This window comes from Thermodesulfovibrio sp. 1176 (assembly GCF_029946585.1).
GTDB lineage: Bacteria > Nitrospirota > Thermodesulfovibrionia > Thermodesulfovibrionales > Thermodesulfovibrionaceae > Thermodesulfovibrio.
The window spans coordinates 181,309-205,680 of sequence record NZ_JARZRZ010000001.1; the positions used below are offsets into that span (position 1 = coordinate 181,309).

Annotated in this window: 24 protein-coding genes; 13 read left to right on the forward strand and 11 right to left on the reverse strand. The window is 33.4% G+C overall.

Annotation, left to right across the window (positions count from 1 at the left end):
• The first annotated feature begins 155 nt into the window (after positions 1-155).
• The 4 genes from QI155_RS00970 to QI155_RS00985 are packed head-to-tail and all read left to right on the forward strand — an operon-like array spanning position 156 to position 3,833.
• Positions 156-908, forward strand: coding sequence for an EAL domain-containing protein (locus QI155_RS00970; RefSeq protein ID WP_068860402.1), 753 nt, complete (start codon positions 156-158; stop codon positions 906-908).
• Positions 898-1,917, forward strand: a complete 1,020-nt coding sequence (locus tag QI155_RS00975) for a GGDEF domain-containing protein (protein WP_281320921.1) — start codon at positions 898-900, stop codon at positions 1,915-1,917. Before QI155_RS00970 ends, QI155_RS00975 begins: the two co-directional genes overlap by 11 nt.
• On the forward strand, positions 1,910-2,605 hold the full coding sequence (locus QI155_RS00980) for a HAMP domain-containing sensor histidine kinase (protein ID WP_281320922.1): 696 nt from the start codon (positions 1,910-1,912) through the stop codon (positions 2,603-2,605). The genes QI155_RS00975 and QI155_RS00980 overlap by 8 nt, the downstream gene beginning before the upstream one ends.
• Positions 2,550-3,833 carry a family 1 glycosylhydrolase gene (locus QI155_RS00985; RefSeq protein WP_281320923.1) on the forward strand — a complete coding sequence of 428 codons (1,284 nt, stop codon included), beginning with the start codon at positions 2,550-2,552 and terminating at the stop codon, positions 3,831-3,833. The genes QI155_RS00980 and QI155_RS00985 overlap by 56 nt, the downstream gene beginning before the upstream one ends.
• Here the strand turns inward: QI155_RS00985 and tyrS are convergent.
• From tyrS to QI155_RS01040, 11 genes are all read right to left on the reverse strand, one after another.
• Positions 3,830-5,041 (reverse strand): tyrosine--tRNA ligase, encoded by a 1,212-nt coding sequence (gene tyrS / locus QI155_RS00990; protein WP_281320924.1) that lies wholly within the window; start codon positions 5,039-5,041, stop codon positions 3,830-3,832. The genes QI155_RS00985 and tyrS overlap by 4 nt on opposite strands.
• Positions 5,042-5,050: 9 nt before the next feature.
• Positions 5,051-5,845 (reverse strand): 3-methyl-2-oxobutanoate hydroxymethyltransferase, encoded by a 795-nt coding sequence (panB, locus tag QI155_RS00995; protein WP_068860410.1) that lies wholly within the window; start codon positions 5,843-5,845, stop codon positions 5,051-5,053.
• Positions 5,846-5,963: 118 nt separating this feature from the next.
• Positions 5,964-7,637, reverse strand: coding sequence for a single-stranded-DNA-specific exonuclease RecJ (gene recJ / locus QI155_RS01000; protein ID WP_281320925.1), 1,674 nt, complete (start codon positions 7,635-7,637; stop codon positions 5,964-5,966).
• A gap of 1 nt (position 7,638) precedes the next feature.
• Positions 7,639-8,544, reverse strand: coding sequence for a protein translocase subunit SecF (gene secF / locus QI155_RS01005; protein ID WP_281320926.1), 906 nt, complete (start codon positions 8,542-8,544; stop codon positions 7,639-7,641).
• Positions 8,541-10,163, reverse strand: coding sequence for a protein translocase subunit SecD (gene secD / locus QI155_RS01010; RefSeq protein ID WP_348650814.1), 1,623 nt, complete (start codon positions 10,161-10,163; stop codon positions 8,541-8,543). Before secD ends, secF begins: the two co-directional genes overlap by 4 nt.
• 224 nt (positions 10,164-10,387) lie before the next feature.
• Positions 10,388-10,738 carry a preprotein translocase subunit YajC gene (gene yajC, locus QI155_RS01015; RefSeq protein ID WP_281320928.1) on the reverse strand — a complete coding sequence of 117 codons (351 nt, stop codon included), beginning with the start codon at positions 10,736-10,738 and terminating at the stop codon, positions 10,388-10,390.
• Between the two features lie 411 nt (positions 10,739-11,149).
• On the reverse strand, positions 11,150-12,145 hold the full coding sequence (locus QI155_RS01020; RefSeq protein WP_281320929.1) for an SAM-dependent methyltransferase: 996 nt from the start codon (positions 12,143-12,145) through the stop codon (positions 11,150-11,152).
• A gap of 74 nt (positions 12,146-12,219) precedes the next feature.
• Entirely contained in the window at positions 12,220-13,140 is a 921-nt protein-coding gene (gene nadA, locus QI155_RS01025; RefSeq protein ID WP_281320930.1) for a quinolinate synthase NadA, read from the reverse strand.
• Positions 13,122-13,814, reverse strand: a complete 693-nt coding sequence (locus tag QI155_RS01030; RefSeq protein ID WP_068860420.1) for a lytic transglycosylase domain-containing protein — start codon at positions 13,812-13,814, stop codon at positions 13,122-13,124. The genes nadA and QI155_RS01030 overlap by 19 nt, the downstream gene beginning before the upstream one ends.
• 535 nt (positions 13,815-14,349) lie before the next feature.
• Entirely contained in the window at positions 14,350-15,342 is a 993-nt protein-coding gene (locus tag QI155_RS01035) for an NAD(P)H-dependent glycerol-3-phosphate dehydrogenase (RefSeq protein ID WP_068858944.1), read from the reverse strand.
• A 2-nt stretch (positions 15,343-15,344) separates the two neighbouring features.
• The gene (locus QI155_RS01040) at positions 15,345-16,958 is read right to left on the reverse strand and encodes an acyl--CoA ligase (protein WP_281320931.1); all 1,614 of its coding nucleotides are present in this window, start codon (positions 16,956-16,958) and stop codon (positions 15,345-15,347) included.
• A gap of 96 nt (positions 16,959-17,054) precedes the next feature.
• On the opposite strand from QI155_RS01040, the gene aroE reads away from it, so the two are divergent.
• The 9 genes from aroE to QI155_RS01085 are packed head-to-tail and all read left to right on the forward strand — an operon-like array spanning position 17,055 to position 23,994.
• Entirely contained in the window at positions 17,055-17,873 is an 819-nt protein-coding gene (aroE, locus tag QI155_RS01045; RefSeq protein ID WP_281320932.1) for a shikimate dehydrogenase, read from the forward strand.
• Between the two features lie 60 nt (positions 17,874-17,933).
• Positions 17,934-18,875, forward strand: coding sequence for a pilus assembly protein PilM (pilM, locus tag QI155_RS01050; RefSeq protein ID WP_281320933.1), 942 nt, complete (start codon positions 17,934-17,936; stop codon positions 18,873-18,875).
• Complete coding sequence (locus tag QI155_RS01055) at positions 18,872-19,429, forward strand: PilN domain-containing protein (RefSeq protein ID WP_281320934.1); 558 nt, start codon at positions 18,872-18,874, stop codon at positions 19,427-19,429. The genes pilM and QI155_RS01055 overlap by 4 nt, the downstream gene beginning before the upstream one ends.
• A 2-nt stretch (positions 19,430-19,431) precedes the next feature.
• On the forward strand, positions 19,432-20,019 hold the full coding sequence (gene pilO / locus QI155_RS01060; RefSeq protein ID WP_281320935.1) for a type 4a pilus biogenesis protein PilO: 588 nt from the start codon (positions 19,432-19,434) through the stop codon (positions 20,017-20,019).
• Entirely contained in the window at positions 20,016-20,525 is a 510-nt protein-coding gene (locus tag QI155_RS01065) for a pilus assembly protein PilP (protein WP_281320936.1), read from the forward strand. The genes pilO and QI155_RS01065 overlap by 4 nt, the downstream gene beginning before the upstream one ends.
• Positions 20,522-20,959, forward strand: coding sequence for a hypothetical protein (locus tag QI155_RS01070; protein ID WP_281320937.1), 438 nt, complete (start codon positions 20,522-20,524; stop codon positions 20,957-20,959). The genes QI155_RS01065 and QI155_RS01070 overlap by 4 nt, the downstream gene beginning before the upstream one ends.
• Positions 20,946-22,526, forward strand: coding sequence for a type IV pilus secretin PilQ (gene pilQ / locus QI155_RS01075; RefSeq protein ID WP_281320938.1), 1,581 nt, complete (start codon positions 20,946-20,948; stop codon positions 22,524-22,526). The genes QI155_RS01070 and pilQ overlap by 14 nt, the downstream gene beginning before the upstream one ends.
• Positions 22,526-23,170: a response regulator transcription factor gene (locus QI155_RS01080; RefSeq protein ID WP_281320939.1), complete on the forward strand. Its 645-nt coding sequence runs from the start codon at positions 22,526-22,528 to the stop codon at positions 23,168-23,170. Before pilQ ends, QI155_RS01080 begins: the two co-directional genes overlap by 1 nt.
• Positions 23,167-23,994 carry a hypothetical protein gene (locus QI155_RS01085; RefSeq protein ID WP_281320940.1) on the forward strand — a complete coding sequence of 276 codons (828 nt, stop codon included), beginning with the start codon at positions 23,167-23,169 and terminating at the stop codon, positions 23,992-23,994. The genes QI155_RS01080 and QI155_RS01085 overlap by 4 nt, the downstream gene beginning before the upstream one ends.
• Positions 23,995-24,372 lie beyond the last annotated feature (378 nt).

The window sequence follows — 24,372 nt, forward strand, 5'->3', positions numbered from 1 at the left end:
TGATAATAGCATCAGAAAGTTACACGAATATTAAAAGAAAATTAAATTTTTGTTAAATTTTTGACGAGATTTAACTAAAAATTAACATTTTTTTAAAATTGTCGTAACATTTTTTTGTAATAATCAAAATAAAAAATTCTCTCTCGGAGGAATATATGCCATATGCTGAATTTGGAACTCTTAAATCAAACCAAATTTATGAGAATTTGTACTCTCAGTTAACAGTCCATTTTCAACCAATATTTCATTCAAAAACAAGCAAAGTTTTCGGATATGAAGCCCTTACAAGGCATAAACAAAAAAAAATCAATATAAAAAAATTATTCGATGATGCTAAATCGAAAGGCTTTATTTATCTTCTTGATATGTTATGCAGAAGAAACGCTATCAAAGAGGCATCAAAACAGGGGCTTAAAGATTATCTTTTCATAAATATATGTCCGGAAACTCTATTAGATCCTCAACACACTATAGGGCTAACAGACAGATTTACAAAGGAATTTAATTTCCCAAAGGAAAAAATTGTTCTTGAAATTACTGAGCAAACAGCAATTGAAAATTACGATATTTTTATTGAATCAGTTTTTTACTACAAAAATTTGGGATATAAAATAGCTATTGATGACTTTGGAGCTGGTTTTGGTGGACCTAAACTTTTAAGTCTAATTGAGCCAGATATAGTAAAAATAGATAGACACTTTATATCCTGTCTCAAAGAAAATCCAATTTGTAAGTCCTTTGTTTCTTTTACAGTTAATCTCTGTCATGAGAGAGGTATAATGGTTGTAGCAGAGGGAATAGAAAATCAGTTGGAGCTTATAGAAGCTTTGAAACTTCAGATTGATCTTCTACAGGGTTATTATCTTGGAATGCCTACTTCAAATATAAGAGATAATGATGATCAATAAAGTTGAACAAAATAAAAATGAACTTATTATTTTGGATCTATCAATAGGAGAAATAGCTGAAAGAATACCACCGATAACTTCAAAGACAAATATTAATGAGGCTTTTCTTAGATTTATGAAAGATGAGAAACTTAGCTTAATTCCAGTGATTGATGAACAAGAAAGAGTAATTGGTCAATTAAATAGAATAAGATTCTTAGAAAAGACAGTATTAGGTAAATATGGCTACGGCATTCATTTAAATTCCAGAAAATGTGTTTGTGAAGTTATGGAAAAACCTTCTTTAATTGTTGAGTATAATTTAACCTTAGAGGAGGTATCAATTCTCGTTCAATCAAGAGCAATTGATAATATATACGATGATATTATAGTAAATAAAGATGATAAGTACTTTGGTACTATTTCAGTCAATATTCTTTTAAATGCTATAACTCAAAAAGCTATAATGCTTGCAAAAGAAGCAAACCCACTTACAGGACTTCCTGGAAATTGGGTAATACAAAGAGAGATAGAAAAAAGGATTTTAAATAAACAACACTTCGATACTGTTTACATTGATATAAACAACTTCAAACCATACAATGACCACTATGGTTTTAGCAGGGGTGACAGGGTAATTACAGTTCTTGGAAGAATTATTTATGAAATATCAAAAAATTACAAAGGAACCTTTGTTGGACACATTGGTGGAGATGATTTTATATTGCTGTCAAGTTGTGAAGACTCACTACAAATTTGTGAAAAAATAATTGAATCCTTTGAGTCTTATTTACCTGAGTTTCATGGAGATGATTTTATTAAGGGATACTATATTGGTAAAAATCGAAAGGAAGAAGAGAAATTATTTGGATTACTTTCACTTAGCTGCGCAATTGTAAGCACCGAAATGCGAAAAATAACATCTTATGCTCACCTTGCTTCTATATCTGCAGATGTAAAGGCAGAGGCAAAAAGAAGGTCAAAAGAACAAAAAAAATCTATAGTCTTTAAGGAGAGGAGAAATGATTAATGATAAAATTTCTTTGTATTTCGCTCTTTTTTCTCATGAATTAAAATCTCCTTTGAATACTATAATCAACTCTGCAAAACTTATTGAGCTCAACATCCATAATTCAGATGAAACAAAAATAAAAAGATATCTATCACTGATTTTATCATCAGCTCTGTATCTTAAAACATTTATACAAAATACTATTGAATTTGGAAGAATAAGTTTTGATAGAGAAGAACTCTACATAGAAGAATTTGATATTATAGAGGTTTTGTACGAAATAGTAGATTTAACAAAAATAATGATAGAGGAAAAAAATATAGAAGTTGAATTCAATCCCTCACAAAAGGAATTTTATATTACTTCTGATCCTATTAAAATAAGGCAAATTTTATTAAACATCTCCTCAAATGCTGCAAAATTTACTAAAGAGGGATACATTATATTTACAATTGATGAAAAAAAAGACGGTGTTTTGATTAATGTGAAAGATACAGGATGTGGTATAAAACAGGAACAACTCGATAAAATTTTCGCTCCTTACTGTAGTTTAGAAAAAAGATATGAAACTCTTTGTGAAAGCTCGGGATTGGGACTTTTTATTACTAAACAGCTTTTATTTTTTATTGGTGGAGATATTTCCATAAAAAGTGAGTATTATAAAGGAACAGAAGTTGAAATCTTTATTCCTTCAAAAAGGCGTTAATAAAAATTTTCTCTGGGGTGTGGCAACCTCTGCTTTTCAACTTGAAGGCTCACCATATGCGGACTGGGCTACATGGGATAGTGTTTTAAATCTTAATCCAAAAGTTACAAATCATTATGAACTATACAAAGAGGATATAAAACTCATTAAAAATCTTGGGGTGAATGCTTACAGATTCTCCATAGAATGGAGCAGAATCCAACCTACTGAAGATACATGGAATGAAGCAGTTGTAATACATTATCAAAAAATCATTGATCTTTTAAATTATTACGGCATTACTCCAATGGTCACACTTCATCACTTTACTCATCCTGTATGGTTTATAACCAAATACCCCTGGCATAAAAGAGGATCTGTTGAAAAATTTATAAAATACATTGATAAACTTACAGATTCAATTAAAGATGTTGACTACTTTATCACCTTTAATGAACCCTATCTTTTAATACTTGGAGGATACATTGAAGGATGTATACCTCCTGGATATAAGGATTTTGAATTAGGAATCAAGGCACTTAAAAATATTCTTGTCTGTCATTCCCATCTTTATGACCTAATTCATTTAAAAAATAAAAATTCCCAAATTAGCATAGCCCATAACATGGCAGTATTCGCACCGTGGATGAAATGGAATCTCTTTGATAGAGTTTTAGCAAAACTTGCAAAGAGGTTTTATAATCATTCAATAATTGAGGGATTCTTAAATGGTAAAATAATTATAAAGCTTCCAACTCTAAAATCCTATGAAATAGATGCTCCAATAAAAGGCAAGCTTGATTTTTTCGGGATTAATTACTACACAAGGATTCACATGCGTTTCAATCCCTTTAAAAAATTATTTGTTGAGTTTAGACACAGAGACATAGATGGTCATGGACTTACTGATATGGGTTGGGAGATTTATCCCAAAGGATTGAAAAAAGTTTTAAGATATGCTTCTCAACTTCAAGTTCCCTTAATAATTACTGAAAATGGAATTGCAACAAAGGATGACAACAAAAAAATGAAATTTATTAAGGCTCATGTTGATGTGATTGAAAGTGCTATAAAGGAAGGTATTGATGTAAGAGGATACTTTTATTGGTCTTTGATTGATAATTACGAATGGCTTCACGGACTTGATGCAAGATTTGGTCTTTACAAAGTTGATTTTAAAAATTACAGAAGAATTCCTACAAAAGCTGCTTCTTTCTACTCTCACATAATAAAATCAAGAAATTTTTAAACTATTCTAACCCTAAGAAACCTCTTTTTACCCACTTTTATTATATAATCACCCTTTTTTAGTTTAGTATCTGAATTATTTAATACTTCATTATTTATTTTTACTGCATTTTGTTTTATGAGTCTTATTGCCTCAGAAGTACTTTTTGAAATACCCTGTTCTTTAATTATTTTTGGTATCCAAACTCCTTCTCCTTCATCTTTAATTTCGATGGTTGGAATGTCCTCTGGAATGTCCTTTTCTCTAAAAAGTTTTATAAATCTATCTCTTGCTTTTTCTGACTGTTGTTTACCATGATACCTCGTAACAATCTCAACAGCCAAAGCCTCCTTTGCATCTCTTGGGTTAATTTTGCCTTCTTTAATGTTTCTTTTAAGTTCTTCTAATTCTTGCACTGAGATATGGCTTAAAAGTTCATAATACTTAAGCATTAATTCATCATTTATGGACATTATTTTCCCAAACATTTCATCTGCTGGTTCATTAATACCAATATAGTTTCCAAGACTCTTTGACATCTTTTGAATACCATCAAGTCCTTCCAAAAGAGGCATTGTGATTATTACCTGTTCTTCCATTCCGTATATTTTCATTAATTGTCTTCCCATAAGAAGATTGAATTTTTGGTCTGTGCCTCCAAGTTCTATATCAGCTTTAAGATAAACAGAGTCATAGGCTTGTAGTAGTGGATAAAGAAATTCAAGAATCGTTATTGGACGACCCTCTGTAAAACGCTTTTTAAAGTCTTCTCTTTCAAGCATTCTTGCAACTGTTTCAGCTCCTGCAAGTCTGCACATATCAAGGGCTGTCATTTCATTAAACCATTTGCTGTTAAACATTATCACTGTTTTTTCTGGGTCAAGGATTTTAAAAACCTGTTCTTTGTATGTTTCAGCATTCTTTAAAACTTCTTCTCTTGTAAGCGGTTTTCTTGTTTCTGTTTTTCCTGATGGGTCTCCTATCATTCCCGTGAAATCACCGATTAAAAATATTATTTCATGACCAAGTTCCTGAAACTGTCTCATTTTTTCAAGAAGCACAGTATGGCCAAGATGAATATCTGGAGCAGTAGGGTCAAATCCGACTTTTATTCTTAAAGGTTTATTTGCTTTGTAAGCTCTTTCAAGTTTTTTTTTGAGGTCTTCTTCAAGAATTATTTCAACAGTTCCTCTTTTTATAATTTCAAGTTGTTTTTCAGGTGATAACATTCTGCCTCCTTAAAAAGAATGCTCATCATTAGGGAAAATTCCCCTTTCAACTTCATCTTTGTATTGCTTAATAGCCTTTAAAATTTCTTCTCTTAAATTTGCATATTTTTTTACAAATTTTGGTGTAAATCTCTCAAAAAGTCCGAGTAAATCATGAATTACTAAAACCTGTCCATTACAGTATGGACCTGCTCCTATACCAATTGTAGGGATATCAAGACTTTCAGTAATTTCCTTCGCAAGCTCAGCAGGAATTACTTCAAGTACTATTGCTACTGCACCTTTGTCCTGTAGTCTCAATGCGTCCTCTTTTATTCTTTTTGCCTGCTCCTCTGTTTTCCCCTGAAGCCTGTATCCTCCCATTCTGAGTACTGCCTGAGGAGTAAGTCCGAGATGTCCAATAACAGGAATTTCTGCCTCAGTAATAGCTTTAACCTGTGGAAGAATTTCCCTTCCTCCTTCAAGTTTTACAGCATGGGCACCTGCTTCTTTTATAAGTTTGCCTGCATTTTTTACTGCTTCCTCAACACTTACTTGATAGGACATAAAGGGCATATCAGCAACAATCATTGCTTTCTGGGTTGATCTAACAACAATCTTTGTATGATAAATCATTTCATCCATTGTAACAGGCAGTGTTGTTTCATTCCCTTGAACAACCATTGAGAGGGAATCACCTACTAAAATCATGTCTATTCCTGCTTCATCTACAAGGTGTGCAAAGGGATAATCATAGGCTGTAAGCATTGTAATCTTATTTCTCTGCTTTTTTTTATTTAATAAATCTGTAACAGTAAACCTCATCTTTGTCTCCTTTGTTTGTCATTCCGAGAGACTCGATGTCCCGAGGAATCTCTAAGGATGAGATTCTTCGGCACTTCGTGCCTCAGAATGACAAAATGTCTATCTGTAACAGTAAACCTCATCTTTGGGCCCTTCTTATTGCTTTAAGTTGAAGTTGAAGGTTTTTCATCCCCTCCCATTCGTTTATTGATGGAGTAAAGGCTGCATCAATTAGGCATCCTTCAAGAATGTTTTCCTCTGCCATTTCAAAACCTATTGCAGAAATACTGTTTCCATTCTGTCTCAAAAACATTTTTAAATGATTGTTTCCAACCTTTCTTAAGTTTACCACAGTAAGTTCCTTTGCTCCAAAAAGGGGTTCACGATTTCCTTCTCCAAAGGGTTCAAGTAATTTTATTTCATCAACAACCCTTTCATTAACCTCTCCTAAAGTTACAGCAGCGTCTAACTGAAGTACGTTTTTAGTATCTGTAAACAAAGAGTCAGCTAATCTGCAAATTCTTTCTTTAAATTCTCTTAAATTTTCTTTATAGAGCATTAATCCTGCTGCCTGTTTATGCCCTCCGAATCTAATAAGCAGATCTTTACATCCCAGCAACAATTCCTGTAAATCAAAACCCTGAGGAGCCCTTGCAGATCCCTTTGCTTTATTTTCGTCTATTGAAAGTATAAAAACAGGTCTACTAAATCTTTCTATAAGCTTATTTGCAACTGTGCCAACAACTCCAACATGCCAATCATCCCAAAGTACAATTACAGATTCATCATTAAACTCTTCTTCGAGTTTTTTTTCTATCTCCCCTAAAATTTTTTCCTCTGTTTTCTGTCTTAAGGAATTTACCTGATTAAGCCACTGACCAATTGTTGAGAGTTCTTCAATATCCTCTGAAGTAAAAAATTTTACTACATCTCCTGCATGATCAATTCTTCCTGGAGCATTTATTCTTGGTATAAGGCAGTAACTTAAATGGAAATTTTTAATATTATTAGAATTTATTCCAACAATTTCTTTCAGTATTTTGATTGATTTTCTGTAAGGGTTTTCAATGAGACTCCATCCCTCTTTTATTATTGCTCTGTTAATGGTATTAAGGGGAACCATATCTGCATAGGTTCCTAAGGTTACAAGGTCAAGATACTCCATTGCCTTTTTTCGGTCTATTGCCATTGAAAGTATAAAGGCAACTCCTACTCCAGCTAAAAATGCATAGGCTGAGTTTTTATCAGTTTTCGGATTTATTACTGCTAAAGCCTCAGGAAGAGTAACATTTTCATTTATTCTTAAAGGTTCATGATGATCTGTAATAATCACATCTATGCCTTCTTTTTTTGCATATTGAACTGCCTCAAAATCTTTTATACCGCAATCAACAGTGATAATTAGTTTTGCACCAAATTTTTTTGCTATTTCAATGCTTTTATGTGTTAAACCATATCCATCATGAATTCTGTGTGGTATATGATAAAAGACATCGGCTCCTCTTTTCTTTAAAAGGTCATAGAGGATTGCAGTTCCCGTTAATCCATCTGCATCGTAATCACCATTTATTAAAATTTTTTTCCCTGAATGGATTGCATCATTAATTATTTTTGCAGATTCATAAACTCCAGAAATACTGAAAGGATCTATCAGGTCAATTGAAGGATTCAGAAAGGAATAAATCTCATCTAAGTCTTTAAGTCCCCTTGATACAAGAACTTGTGCAAGGGGAACTGATATATTCAATGCCTTTGAAAGATATTGAAGATAAGCCTCATTTGTTTTAACAACAATCCATTCACTGTAATGCATTTTATCTCTTTAAAAGAGAGTTTTTACCAAGCAAAAGCACTATGGGGCTTGCAACAAATATGGATGAATAGGTACCAATTAGTATTCCAAGCATCATAGCAAGGGCAAAATCGTGTAAAACTTCTCCACCAAATAAAAATAATGCTGTTGCTGCCATAAAAGTTGTAAGAGAGGTTATAATTGTTCTTGATAAAACTTCATTGATGCTTTTGTTTATCAGTGCTTCGAGAGTTATTGTTCCTTTTGCAACTTTTCCAAGATTTTCACGAATTCGGTCAAAGACTACAACTGTATCTGTCAAAGAGTATCCAGCAATTGTAAGAAGAGCACTTATAAAAATTAGATTTATCTCCTTGTCAAGGAGATAGAAAATTCCAATTACTGCCATAACATCATGGAAGGTAGCTGCTGTTGCACCAATTGAAAAGTGAAATCTGAATCTAATTGCAATGTATAAAAGTATCCCAATAGTAGCAGCAATTATTGCAAGTAAAGCATCTTTCTTTGTTCTTTCTCCAATTTTTGGACCAATTTGAGTTATTGATTCAATCAAAGGTTCTTTATTTGCTAAATTCTCTTGAAGAGCTCTTTCAACTTTTTCTTGAGCACCTTCCTGTTGTTTTTTTAGTTTTATAAGAATCTTTTTTTCAGTCGGAAGCTCCTGTATATCTGCATCTTTTATTCCTGCCTTTTCAATTACTGCTCTTACCTCTGCAAGAGTTACCGGTTGTGAAAATCTTACTTGAAGACTTACTCCTCCAGCAAAATCAACACCAAGATTGGCATTACCTGAATAAATCTGAAAAATTGCAAATATTCCTAAAATTATTATTAAACAAGAAAATCCCAAGGCAATATATTTTTTACCTAAAAAATCAATGTTTGTTTTTCCAAGTATCTGTATCATATGCTCAGACTCCTGCGCTCCTTTCCAATGTATATGAAATCAAAGACTGTTTTTGTTCCAATTAGTGCTGTAAAAAGGTTTATCGCAACGCCAAGGGAGAGAGTTACTGCAAATCCTTTAATAGGTCCTGAACCAAAATGAAAAAGAACTGCTGCTGTTATAAGTGTTGTTACATGGGAGTCAAATATTGTCCAGAAAGTCTTTTTATATCCCGATTCAATAGCAGCTTTGGGTGTTTTACCAAGTCTTAGTTCCTCTCTTATTCTTTCAAACATCAAAACATTGGAATCCACAGCCATTCCTACTGCAAGGGCGATTCCTGCAATACCGGGAAGTGTAAGGGTTGCGTTTAAAGCAGCAAGGGCACCAATAAGAAGAAAAATATTTAAAATTAAAGCAAAATCAGCAATTATTCCGCTTAAACGATAGTAAACAATCATGAATAAAGCTACAAATATCGCTGCGATAATTACTGCTGTTTTTCCAGCTTCTATGGAATCTCTTCCGAGAGTTGGACCAACTGTTACATTCTGAATAAGGTTTACAGGTGCTGGAAGCGCACCAGCTCTAAGGACAATTGCAAGGTCCTTTGCTTCCTCCAAAGTAAAATTGCCAGAAATCTGAGCATTTCCACCTTCAATTTTTTCCTGTATTACAGGTGCTGAATAGAGATTTCCATCAAGAATAATAGCGAGTCTCCTTTTTACATATTTCCCTGTAATCTCCTCAAAAATCTTTGCTCCCGTATCATTAAATCTCAAGGATACATAGGGTTCATTAAATCTCTGGTCAATGCTTACATGGGCTTCAGCAAGGAGGTCTCCAGTAAGTAAAACTTCTTTTTTAACGATATAGGGTCTTTTATAAACTTCTCCTGTTTCTTTGTTTACAATCCTTTGAAAGACAATTTCATCACCCTCAGGAATTTTATTTTTCCACTGATTGAGAAATACCTCTTCTTCTCCTGCTTTTATAAGAGATGGAAGTTCTTTCCATAGAGGAGTTTCTTCATCGAGGAGTTTAAATTCGAGTTGAGCAGTTTTTCCGATTATTTCAAGAGCTTTTTTAGGATCCTTTACTCCTGGAAGCTGAATGACTATTTCATTTTCACCCTGGCGGTGTATTGTTGGTTCAGCCACACCAAGCTGGTCAATTCTGTTACGAATTACCTCAATTGCCTGCTCAACTGAAGTAGTTTCAACTCTCTTAAAGGCTTCTTCTGGTATTTCGCAAAATAGATAACCACCTTGTTCAGAAAAAGAAAGGTCAGGGTAGTTTTCTTTTATGAGCTTTTTTACCTCATCATTTACTGGTTGAACAGTTATTTTTTCTCTTTCAGCCTTTACAGTGGCTTTTATTCCTTTTTTTTCAAGAAGACTCTGCAGATGCATTCCAATTCTTTCAACTGTTATCTCCCGAGCTCTTTTAATGTCAACTTCAAAAATTAGATGGGAGCCACCTCTTAAATCAAGTCCGAGAACAATTCCTTTGTTAGGCATATTTTTTTTCCACCAATCGGGCATGTAACTAAAAAGAGGAGTATTTGGCAAAAAGAATATAAATGCTAAAATAACAGTCAACAGTATAAGCGAACCCCTGATGTAAATGCCTTTTCTCATGGTTATTTTTTCCCTTTACTTTTTTTAATACTGATTTTTCTTTCCTGTCATCATGTTCTTTTTTTTATCATTTCGAGAACTCTTTTTTGTCATCCCTTCGCTGACCCTTCGCTTAGGCGCAGGGCTTCGGCTCAGGACAACGTCCGAGTCTCTTTTTCCGTCATTCTAAATCTTCTTTTCCTTGTCATTCTGAGGCACAAAGTGCCGAAGAATCCCATCCTACATTAATCTTCATCTGTTGGTGGTCTTAAGGCAGCAACTGACTGTTTTGAAAATTTAACCTTTACATTTTCAGCAATTTTTAAAACTACCGTATTTGGATTTACAGCTTCAACGACACCGTAAATTCCACCAACTGTTATAACTTTGTCTCCTCTTTTCAGATTTTCAAGCATCTGTCTGTGTTCTTTTGCTCTTTTCTGTTGAGGTCTGATGAGTAAAAAGTAAAAGACAACGATAATTAAAATAAGAGGCAAAAGACTTGCAACAAGGCTCATTATTGGGTCACCCTGTCCTCCTCCCTGTGGTGCGGGTCCCATTGCATAGGCATCAGATATTAATGTCAAAAACTTCATATTTCACCTCCAAATTTTTTAAATCTTTTTATAGTAGCAATCTTAGATAAAAAATCTCAAGTTTTATCTTGAAATTGCTGATATAAAAAATGAATTTACCTTTTCTCGTCATCCTGAGGCGAAGCCGAAGGATCTCCTCTTTTTTTCCCCATATAGATTCTTTAATGAAAGATTCCTCGGGGGGGGTATTGAACCCCTCGTAATGACAACTTGAAGAGGTCATTCTGAGGAGCGAAAGCGACCGAAGAATCTCATTCCTTTGTGAGACCCTTCGGGACCTCGTCCCTCAGGGTGACAAAAATAGTGGATCAGGGTGACGAAAAAATATCAGGTGTCAGAATCACAAAAACTAGGAATTGTGGGAGCATAAAATGGCTCAAGATAACTTTCTTTATCTACATTTTTTTAATATTATGACTTAAAGAATATTAGAACTTTATGTGTTTCACCCATTCCTTGAGGAAGTATGAGTCTTTTAAATTTATCAATAAGTTCTTGTTTTTTCAATCTTTCAAGTAATTGTTCATCACAGAGGGATACAAGAAACTTACTCTGTGACATATATTCTATTATCTTAAATCCAGAATCATTAGCCCATTTTTGAAGTACAGAAAAATTAACATGACTTGTTATGTCCTGCAGTCCAACATTTATATAGGGATTTTCATTTATTGTATGTTTATAATAGCAAAGAAGGGTACCTTTATTTCTTTGAGGGTTGTAATATTCTTCATTGTTCCATCCGTAATCAAAAATGAGCAAGAATCCCCTCTTAACTGCCTTTGAGAGCTTTTCAATGAAATCTTTCATTCTAAGATTTATCTCTGAACGGTATCCGTCTATTTCTAAGACATGTTGAGCAGACTCTTGTATAAATTCAAAGGTTTCCTTTCTTGCAGGCATTAGTTTTTCAATAAAATCTCCTTTTTCATCAATTGTTACATATACTTCAAAAAGTTTTCCCTTCTTAACTTCAAAAATTCTCACAGGAAAGGCATCGAAGATTTCATTGCATATAACCACACCATTTAAATTAAATAGCTCATCTATGGAAGAATACCATCTTATGTAGTCAAGATATTTTGCCAGCCTCTCCTGTTGTCTTTTTTTTAAATATGGATTTATTTCAACGAGATTGTATTGGAAGTTTGATGTAGTGATATTGTGTTCATTTAATAATTCTTCCATAATGTCTTCACATAGGTATCCCATTCCAGGACCAATTTCTGTAATAGAAAAATTTTGCGGGTATTCCAGCTTTTCCCATAAAATTTTGATGTATCTAACTAAAAGAATTCCAAAAACTTTGCCAAGATGAGAAGCTGTGAAGAAATCCCCTTCTTTCCCGATTTCTATGTTATCTCTGGTGTAGTAGCCAAGATTTGGAAAGTAAAGAGCCAATTCCATAAATTCATCAAAGGGAATTATATTTCTCTTTTTTATCTCTTCAGTTATTTTCCGATGGAGAGGATTATTAGTCATTAATTCTTTGGTTTATAGAGGGTAAACATTCTTTCAATTGCTTCTTTTGCTTTTAATCTTATGTCTTCAGGTACTTTTATTATATGTTTCATATCCCTAAGAGCTGTCAAAACACTTTCAAGGGTGGTGACTTTCATATTAGGGCATATCATTGTTTTTTTCAAGGGATAAAAATTTTTATCGGGATTTTCCTTTTTCAATCTGTAAATAAGTCCTGTTTCAGTGCCAATTAAAAATTCCTTTGCCGAAGATGATTTAGCAAACCGAACCATACCAGATGTTGATGCCACATGGTCAGCTAAATCAATAACCTCAGGTCTACATTCAGGATGAACAACTACTAAGGCATTTGGATAGAGTTCTTTACTTCTTATTACATCATCTTTTTTTATCATGTGATGGGTCGGGCAGAAGCCATCCCATGGAATTATCTCTTTTTCTGGGACTTTTCTTTTGACCCAATCAGCAAGATTCTTATCAGGGACAAAAAGAATTTTTTCGAATGGAACAGCCTTAACAATTTCAGGAGCATTTGCAGAGGTACAGCAGGCATAGCTTAAAGCTTTAACTTCTGCTGTGGTGTTTACATAGGCAATTACTGGAGTATCAGGGAATTGGGATGCCCACTTAGTCAGCTTTCTTGCATCAATCATATCAGCCATTGGACATCCTGCGTCTATCTCTGGTAAAAGCACAGTTTTTTCAGGATTAAGGATTGAAGCAGTTTCTGCCATAAAGTGAACTCCACAAAAAACAATAATATCACATTCAAGCTCCACAGCCTTTCTGCTTAATTCAAGGGAGTCACCTACAAAATCGGCTATATTCTGAATTTCTTCTCTCTGGTAGTTGTGGGCAAGAATAACAGCATTTTTTTGTTTTTTTAATTCAAAAATTTCCTTTACTGTCTCGTTGACCATATATAAATATCCTCTCTGTTTGTGTATAGTACAGTTCCATCAGAGAGAATTATAGCTTTAATGGGAAGGGATTTTCTTGTTTTAGCAGTTTCACTTTGGACTGGTAAAACTCCATTATATCTGAGTGAAATTCTTCTTACATAGTTCAGTGTTTCTGGAATGTTTGGAATTCTTCCTAAAGATTCAACAAGATTAGGTCCTGCATTGTAAGCTGCCAAAGCAAGATTTATATTGCCATTAAATTTTTCAAGAAGATATTTCATGTAGCGTATACCTCCGTCAATATTTTCAATGGGGTCATAGGGATTTTTCACGCCAAGCAAAAGTGCTGTTGAAGGCATAAGCTGCATAATTCCCATTGCTCCCTTTGGAGATACTGCATTTATGTTCCAATTTGATTCTTCCTTTATGATTTCCTTTATAAGTTTTGGGTCAACACCGTAAAGTTTTGATTTTTCTTCTACAATTTTTTCAAGTTCATCTTTTGAATATTTAAATGTTTCCTTCTTTGAAGAATCTACTTCAAAGGAGGTTTTTTTTGTTGATAATTTTTTACTTTCCTTTCCACAAAGATTTGTATAAACCATTTCACCGTCAATCTGTCTAAGACATATTTTTTCTGCCCATGCTGAAGAGAAGACAAGCAAAATTAATATGGAACATATTAAAAGCATATTGAAAATGATACCAAAGAGTTCTTTATATTTTCAATTAATTCATAATATTTGAAATTGCCGATTGAAGAAAGGCTGTATTTCACTCATTTTATAATTCTTAAGGACTTAATATCTCAAGGAGGACTCCAGAGGCAAAGCCTGAGGAATTTTTCAGTTTTTGTCATCCTTAGTCTGAACGAAGTGAAGGGGAAAGGTTCCCTCCTTTTCTGTCATTCCAATGGGATTTAATGTCCTGAGGAGTTTCTCGTTATTCTCTAGATATGGAAAAAAGTAGGGGATTCTTCGGGCTAACGCCCTCAGAATGACCTTCAAATTGTCACCCTGAGGCAAAGCCGAAGGGTCTCTTTTTTTTTAACAAGGAGGGGATTCTTCACTACGCTATCGCTTCGTTCAGAATGGCAACCTACTCAGTCTGGACAGCACTGACCTCACGGCAATTTTAGTAAAATTGATGATAATCGGAGGAATAGAAAATTAAACAAATTTTTCATCAAATTGCAAGAGCTTACAGAAGAATTGATGGAAGGATTATTTAATAAAACTCTGGTTTCAGAGTCCTGTTCATAAGGTCATCAGTAGCTTTTTTGGGATCTTTACCTTCATAAATTACCTGATACACTTGTTCTGTTATGGGCATTTCAATTTCTAATTTTTTTGAAAGTTCCATTGCTGATTGACTTGTCTCAACTCCTTCTGCAACTGAGCGCATACTTTTTGTAATTTCCTCAAAAGTTTCGCCCTTTCCAAGTCTATATCCAACAGTATAGTTTCTTGAAAGAGTAGAAGTGCAGGTAAGAAAGAGGTCTCCAAGTCCGCTTAATCCTGAAAAAGTTCTTTCTTTTGCTCCCATTTTTTTACCAAGTCTCATTATCTCATGTAATCCCCTTGTAATTAGTGCAGCCCTTGCATTGTTGCCAAGTTCAAGGGCATCACAAATTCCACTTGCAATAGCAATTACATTTTTTACTGCTCCTCCGATTTCTGCACCAATAGGATCATCGTGTTCATAAACTCTAAAATAATGAGTGCTAAATATCTCCTGTAGCAAAAGCCTTTCCTTTATATTTGCTCCTGAAATTGTAACAGCAGTTGGCTTTTCTTTAGCAACCTCTATCGCAAAACTTGGTCCAGAAAGAACATATATTTTTTTGTTAAGAATTTCCTCAAGAATTTGTGAAGGGGTTTTTAAAGTATTTTTTTCTATACCCTTTGATGCACTTACAATAATATTTTCGTCATTAATTTTATTTTTAAGTTGGGAAAAAACATTTCTTATAAACTGAGTTGGAACAACATTTATAATAAATCGGGCTTTTTTTATTGCTTCAAAAAGATCGTCAGTGCAGATAAGACTTTCTGGGAGAGAAATTCCAGGTAAATAAACAATATTTTCTCTTTTGTTATTAATAGAATCAACTATCTCCTTTTCCCTTGCCCAGACTATTACATCAAATCCCTTTTTTGAAAGCAGAGAAGCAAGGGTTGTACCCCAGCTTCCCGCTCCTATGACAGCAATATAAGACATGTTTATTTTAATTTACCAAATTCTTTAAGTTTTAGTTCCTTTCTTTTTATCTTACCGCTTATTGTTTTAGGAAGTTCATCAACAAATTCAATTTTTCTTGGATACTTATATGGCGCTGTTTCTTTTTTAACAAAATCCTGAATATCTTTTATTAGTTCCTCAGAGGGTGTATAATCTTGTGTAAGAACAATAAAGGCTTTAACAACCTCTCCTCTAACTTCATCGGGGCTTGCAACAACCGCTGCTTCTTTTACTGCAGGATGTTTAATCAATGCACTTTCAACTTCAAAGGGTCCTATACGATAGCCAGCACTTATTATAACATCGTCCTCTCTACCTACAAACCAGAAATATCCTTCCTCATCTTTATATCCGCGATCTCTTGTGTAATACCATTCTCCCTTAAATGCGGAAGCCATTTCTAATTTATCCCCTATGTATTCTTGGAAAAGACCAACAGGTCTTTGAGGATTTATTTTTATGGCAATATTACCTTCAGTGTTTGGTGGAAGAGGATTACCATCATCATCTATTACATCAATATGAAACCCCGGAGTTGGTAGCCCTGTTGCACCAGCTTTCATTGGGATAAATCTAAACATTGCAAGTGTGTTTACTGTTTCAGTCTGTCCATAGCCATTGTAAATCCATTCACCAGTTGCTTCCTTCCATATATTTATAATTTCAGGATTAAGAGGTTCTCCAGCTGCAACAAAATGTCTTACAGTTTTAAATTTCAATTCATTAAGGGGATACTCTTTTACAATCATCCTGTATGCAGTAGGTGGTGCACATAGAGTGTTTATTTCGTATTTTTTCAAAGTTTCAACAATAAGGGCTGGAGAAAATTTACCCTTTCTAAAATAGGTAAAAACTGTTGCTCCCATGTTCCATGGTCCAAAAAAACTTGACCACGCAGCCTTTGCCCAACCAGTATCTGATAAATTCCAATGGATATCACCAGGTTTTAAATCAAGCCAGAACTTTCCTGTGATTTTATGGGCAAGGGGATAGCTTACCTGTGTATGAAGTACCATTTTAGGCAAACCTGTTGTTCCTGAAGTGAAAAATATAAAGGCAGGGTCCTTTGATAATGTTCTTTCACCCATAAAAGGTTCACTATTGAATAAATCATTGTATTTTTTCCATCCAGCTTGGTTATCAACATTTATCAATATAATATCTTTTTCATAATTGTTAACCGCTGTTTCAATTTTTGATGCATTTTCAGAATCTGAGATTACTGCTTTAATTTGTGCTGCCTTTAATCTATATTCAATATCTTTTGTTGTTAAAAGGGTTGTCCCAGGGATGGAAACAGCATTAATTCTCATTAAAGCAAGTATAATCACCCACCATTGAGGTATATTTGGTAATAATACTAAAACCTTGTCTCCCTTGTTTATTCCGAGCGTTTTAAACCCACCTGCTAATTTACTTGAAAGGACAGTTAAATCATTAAAACTGAATTTCTCTGTGATTTCTCCATTTGTCCATATAAGAGCTGTAGCATCACCCCATTTATCAAAGACATCAAGGGGAAAAGAAAAAGTCTCTGGTGCTTCGAGTTTGAAATTTTTGACTTCCTCATAATAGGCTTTCATAGATTCTTGCATGGAACCCCTCCCAAAAATTTTTAGAATAATCTTACATCATATAATAAAGAAAAGAATGTTTGCAAGCAGGAAGTTTTACCTGATAGAATAGAACTTGTGATTAATGGAAAGACAAAGATTATAGGCATATTTGGAGACCCGATAGAACATACCCTTTCTCCCCTTATGCACAATGCAGCATTTAAACATCTTAAACTTAACTACTGCTATGTTCCATTTAATGTAAAAAGAGAACAATTAAAAGAAGCTGTTCAGGCAATAAAAGCTTTGAATCTAATTGGTGTAAACATCACAGTTCCCCATAAAGAAGCTGTAATTGAGTATCTTGATCAATTATCAGAAGAGGCAAAACACATAGGAGCAGTCAACACCATTTTAAATGAAAATGGAAAACTTAAAGGATTTAACACAGATTCAATGGGTTTTATCATATCTTTACAGAAAGAGAAAGTTTCAGTAAAAGATAAAAACATTTTAATTTTAGGTGCTGGAGGAGCTGCAAAAGCTATTGCCTATGGAATTTTAAAGGAAGGTGGTAACCTATACATTTTTAATAGAACCCTATCAAAGGCATATAAAATTAAGGCTTCTTTTAGTGGAATTGGTAAGATTGAAGTAATTGAAGAGTTAAACAATGAAGTGATGGAGAAAATTCAAATAATAATCAATGCTACTTCCTTAGGTTTAAAAGAAAAGGACCCTATGCCACTTAATCCCTCTTTAATTAAAAAAGAACATGTCTTTTATGATATTGTATATCCAGAAACTTCGATAATGAGAGAAGCAAAAAAAATTGGATGCAAAACTATTGGTGGACTTGGTATGTTACTTTGGCAAGCAGCTTTAGCCTTTGAAATATGGACATCTAAACCTGCTCCAGTAAAAGTTATGAAAAAATTTTTAAAAAATTTTTAAAAAATAAAAAAAACTATTGACAAAAGTTAAAAAATTTGATACAACTATACATAACTTATGATGATAGGTATCGAAATAGAACCCTCCGCTATTAAATCTGCTTTAGTTAGAAAAAAGGGTGGATATGAGCTTTTAAATTGGGAGATATTTGAACTTCCAGAAGGAGTTGTAAAAAGTACAGGCATTGCTGATATTGATACACTTCTAAAAAATTTAATAAAAATTCCAGCAAAATTTGAGCTAAAAAATCCTCAGGTTGCCTTTTCAATATCTGGACCAACTAATTCAGCAATTAGAATTCTTGAACTTCCATATATTGATGAAAATGAAATAGAGCTCAACCTTCCCATGGAACTTGACAAATATATACCTTTTAGCGTGAAAGAAGTTTTCTATGATTATCAAATAATAGAAAAATCAAAAAATAAAAATACAAGCAAGGTAATTGTGGCTGTTGCATTAAAAGAACTTGTTAATGATTATGCCAACATATTGGAAAAAGCTGGAATGATACCTCTTGTAGCTGATATTAGTTGCCTTGCCCTTTATAATGTTTATGAAGTTAATTATCAAGAACCTTCAGTATCTGCTATTGTAAATATTGCTGAAAATGTTATTAATTTTAATATTGTTAAAGGCAGACAGCCATTATATATTAGAGATAGCATCAATGCTTACAATATACCTATTGAAAATGCCAATGAAGATGAAATAAGAAATTACGCTGATGAAGTTTCAGCAGAAATATATAGACAGGTAGAATACTTTAAAACAATAAATCCTGAAAATCCTGTTGAAAAGGTTTATATTACAGGAATACCTACGGTATCTCCTCTGTTTTTACAGAGTTTACAGGAAAGGCTTGATATTGACATATCACTTTTTAATCCCTTTAAAAATATTAAGATTCACAAAGATATTTCATCAAAAATGCAAAAATACTCTGCAATATCATCAATCTCAATAGGTTTATCTTTAAGGGGTACGGAGAAAATAAAATGATAAAGATAAATCTTTTACCTAAAAGAGAGATAAAGAGGACTGTAAGACCTATAGCTGAGGGAGTATCAAAGGATGTTTTACTTAAACTTGCTTTACCAATTGGAGTAGTTGTCCTGTTAGTATTGGCAGTCTTTGCTTACATGGAAATTACAAAATCAAGCCTTAAAAAGGAAATAGAGGAACAGAAAAAAATACTTGCCCAACTTCAACAAAAAATTGAAGAGGTAAAAAAATTTGAAGCTTTAAATAAGGATATTGAGACGAAGACAAAATTAATAGAAGAATTAAAAAAGAAGCAGTCAGTACCTGTTTATCTTTTAAATACAATTGCTAAAAAAATGCCTGAAGGAATATGGTTAACAGGAATAAATTTTAATGACAATTCTGTAGATATTGAGGGTATGGGCTTTTCCAATCTTAATATAGTTGCCTTCGTAGATAATCTTAAATCTGTTTCAGAATTTCAGAATGTAAATTTAACAGAATCTCAGCAGACTGAATACAATAAGGTGCCAGTATATAAATTCTTAATCAAATTTAATTTAAAGGGTTAAAAATGAAATGGGAAGAGTTATCAAAAAGTAATAGAATTGCTTTAGCAGTATTAATACCTCTTGTAATAGCCGTGCTTTTCTTATCTTTCTATTTAATGCCGACTAATGAAGAATTAAAAAAATTAAAGGCAGAAAATAAAGCATTACAAGAAGAAATAGATAAGGCAAATAAAATAGCAGCAAAATACGAGCAACTAAAAAAATTAAATGAAGAACTAATGAGAAAAATGGAAGCTCTCAGTCAATTACTTCCAAAGGATTATGAAGTTTCTGCAGTATTAAAAAAAGTATCAGAAATCGGGCTTCAGAGAGGATTAATAATAACATTATGGAGACCCAAGCAAAAGGAAATTCATCAATCAAAGGAGATTTATGAAATTCCTGTAGAAGTCAGCATTAAAGGTAAATATCATATCATGGGAAATTTTTTTAGCGATATAACAGGCATAGAGAGAGTTATTAATTTGAAAAAGATTGAAATGAAAAGCGGACAGGGAGAGCCAACATTTTTAAATGTGAATCTTGTTGCAGTTACATATTCAATAATTCCCGATGAAGAAAAGAAAAAACTTAAGGAACAGAAAAAATGAAAAATAAAAAAATAATTTACATCGTAACCATTGCATTCATTTTAATAATTACAGGATATTTTATTTATAACCTTGTTCTAATGAAAGATAAACCAAAAGAAACACCTTTGCCACAACCTGTGAAAAAAGAAATAACTCAAAAAGTAGAAACCCCTCCTAACCCTTCTATTTCTTTTATTTATGATTCAGAGAATCTAAGAGACCCCTTTGCTCCTCTTATAGTTAAAAGACAGATTAATCAAAAAACAGGTTCACCTCTTGAAAGATATGATATAGAAGAACTAAAGGTAACAGGAATAGTTTTTGACAAAAAAGGAGCTATGGCACTTATCCAGACTCCTGATGGAAAATTTTATGTAGCAAGACAGAATGACAAAATAGGCATGGCTGGTGGAACTATCTTTAAAATTCATAAAGACTTTATAGAAATAAAGGAGCCTCCAGCCTTTGGAAGCACAGTTTGGAGAACGAAACATTTGAAATTAAGATTGGAGGAAGAACAATGATAAATTGCAGGATTATTTTGGTATTTTTTGTTTTATTCCTTTCTACTTCTTTATGGGCAGGAGAGATTAATTCTGTGGTCTCTGAGGGCAATAACCTTAGGATACAGCTTTCTGATAAGTCTGATTATAAAATAATTCCAACAGATGACCCCTTTAAACTTAAAATAGAACTTTTAGATGCAAAGCCCGGAATCCTTATCAAAAAAATCCTCTATCACGAGGGTCTAATAAGTGAAATATCCGCTCAGCCTACCCAAAGAGGAAGCATCATTGAAATTTTATTGGCTGAACCATCTTCATCGCAAATAAAAACAGAAGGAAATGTTTTAGTTGTCTCTTTTAATCCAGAAACAAATAAATCTAATGAAGCAAAACTTTCAAAAATAATAGAATTGACAATGAAAAATAATAGAATTGACAATGGAGGAAACTAAAGATGGATTTGAGATATCCATTCAAGGAGATGGTGAACTTCCAGAGCCAGGCATTTCAAAAGATGATAGATACATTAACATATCATTTTCAGGAGTAAGGTTTGAAGCTGAGCCATCAAAGGATATTCCTCTTTTTGTAAAAAGAGAGGGGAATGAAGTTATACTTAGTTTGCCTTTTGGTAAAGACTTTGATGTTGAGTCACTTTATTTGGGTGATGAAGTTATACTTAACATTAATAAAATCAAGCCAAAGGAAATTAAAACCGCAGAGATTCCAAAGGAAACTAAAACAGTAATATCTCCTCAAGCCCTTCCTGTAACAGAAGATAAAACCATATCCCTTGACCTTCAGGATGCAGATATTGTTGGAGTTTTTAGACTTATTGGAGATGTATCAGGTTACAATATGGTTATTCATCCAGAGGTAAAAGGTAAAATAACGCTTAAACTTATTAATGTTCCATGGACAAAGGCACTTGACATTGTTTGTAAAACCTTTTATCTTGAAAAAATATTTGATGGAAATATTATAAGAATAGCACCTTTAAAGGTATTTCAGGAGGAAAAGAGACTTCAGGCTGAAACAAAAGAGCTATTCAAAAAAGCAGAAGATACAGATACCAAAATATTTACTCTTAGATATGCATCACCTGATAAAGTAAAATCTGCTATTGAAGGAGCTAAACTTTTAAGTCCTCAGGGAAATATTGTAGTAGATGACAGAACAAGGGCATTAATTGTTAAGGATATCCCCTCTGCATTAAATGAGATAAAAGTTTTCATAGCCAATCTTGATAAACCAATAAGACAGATTCTTCTTGAAACAAGAATTATTGAAATAAGTAGTAGCTTCGCAAAGAGCCTGGGTTTTGAATGGGGAATTAGATGGGCACCACCTGATTCGAGAACAAATATTGTAGGTTCTCAAACTGGTACAGTAACTGTCCCTGGTGGTACAACCCCCATTGCAATAAATCTTCCAGCTTCATCTGGTGCTGCAGGGGCTGGAACATCAGCATTTACCGTAGGATATCTAAATGCCTCAGGAACCTTTGCCCTTGATTTAAGAATTTCAGCATTACAGGAAAGTGGAAAGGGTAAGATTGTCTCTAATCCTAAAATCATAACTATGGATAATCAGAAGGCAAAGATTGTCCAAGGTGAATCAATACCATATGGTGAAAAGGATGTTCAGAGTGGACAGATTTCAACGAAATTTAAAGATGTAGCAATTACTGTTGAAACAACACCCCATATGATTGATGATAAATCCCTACAGCTTGATATCAATGTTATTAAAGAAGACCTTGTAGAATTTATAAATATTGGTGGAACATATGCACCAAGGACAACAAAGCTTGAGGGTAACACAAAGGTAACATTAAAAGATGGTGAAACTCTTGTAATAGGTGGAATTTACAAGAAAAAAGATGCAGTAAGAGATTCAAAGGTTCCTTTTCTTGGAGATATTCCAATAGCAGGTCAACTTTTCAAAAGTACTGGAAGGGATGAGTCTCTTTATGAAGTTATGATATTCATTACTCCAAGAGTATTAAATTATGAATAATGCGAATTCTCCTCATAGAGGATGACAGAGTTTTAGGTGAAACCCTAAAAGATTACCTTGCCATACAGAAAATAGAGACAATCTGGTTATGGGATGAAAGGGAACTTCCAAAGATAATCAGAAACTACGAATTTGATGTAATAGTAATTGACCTTATTCTTAAGTTCTCCTCAGGAGAGGATATAATAGCAGTCCTAAGAAAAGGAGGGATAAAAACTCCCATATTAGTTATAACAGCAAAAAGAGATTTTGAAAGCAAAGAAGAATGTTTCCTTAAAGGTGCCGATGACTACCTTATAAAACCCTTTGATTTTAAAGAACTTGTACTGCGTATAAAAGCATTAGGTAAAAGAAGACACATAGAAAGCATAATAAACATTAGTGATATAACAATAAATCTTGATACAAAGACAATCCACAGAGGTGCTCAAGAAATAAAAATATCAAAAAAGGCATGGCAGGTTCTTGAACTTCTTTTAAGAAAAAGAGGGGAAATCGTTGACACCGATACAATTCTCAATTATGTATGGTCTAACAAAGATGTAGGAGAAGAGATTGTGAGAGCCTACATAAAGGAGTTAAGGAAAATCCTGCCACAAGAGACTATAAAAACCTATCCGGGAAGGGGATACAGAATAAGTTGAAGTTTCAGATAAAAATAATTATAGCCTTTTCATTGACCCTTGCTGTAATACTTTTTTACTTAAACACAATGGTAATAAACTTCATAGACTACATGAAAGAAGACCTGATTGTTCAGCTTCAGGATAAAAGGGCTTTCATAAAAAGAGATTTCATAGAGGATAAATTTCAGGAATATGTAAAAAATGTTTTACTTTGGGAGTTTCTGCTTGTCTTAAGCTTGATGCTAATTTTGTATAAGGTGATTGAAAGAATTACCAAACAAGAAAGGGATTATAAGGAGCTTCTTGAATTAATTCTTCTTACAGTATCTCACAAATTTGGCAATTTTTTAGCAGTCCATAGAGGTAACATAGAAATTCTTAAAGTTAGAAATGATGAAAGGGCATTGCAGAGGCTTGAAAAGAGTTGCACCTTTATGCAGGAAGATTTAAACAAAGTAATAGAAACTATAAATCGCTTTAAAGAAGCATCCTTTGAAAAGGAAAAAATAAATTTGAGGGATTTAATAGATAAATTTTTTAGCCTCTTTGAAACAGAAAAGAAGGTATTAATCAGTACAAAGGATTTTTTTGTTTATGCAAACAGGGCAAATCTTGAAAACATCATATTTTCTTTACTTGAAAATGCCTTTAAATATTCAAAGGAAAGGATTCATGTAAAGTTGTGCAAAAACTATCTTGCCATTAGAAATGATATTTATGAAACTGAAAGGGGTTCTGGTATAGGATTAAAAATAGCCCAAACTCTTGCAAAAAAAGAGGGCTTTAAAATAAAATATCGTGCAAAGGAAGATAGCTTTATTTTAATCTTAAAATTCACATAATTTTCACAACATTAGGTAGGAAATAGTGTATGATATTAAATATGAAAAACTATAATTCCCATTTATTCCGTCATTCTGCTTCTTTTTCTTGTCATTCTGCTTCTCTTTCTTGTCATTCTGAGCGAAGCGAAGAATCCCTTCCTTGTTTCCTATTCTGTCATTCTGACCCTGAGTTTAATCGAAGGGGAAGAATCCCTTCCTTTTCCTATAATCGGAATGAGACCCTTCGGGACTTCGTCCCTCAGGGTGACACAAAGGGTAATTCTGAACTTAGCATTCAATACACTATTTGTCATTCTGACCGGAGCATTCAATACATTCCTTGTCATTCTGAGCGGAGCGTTAGCGAAGCGAAGAATCCCCTCCTCATTAAAAAGA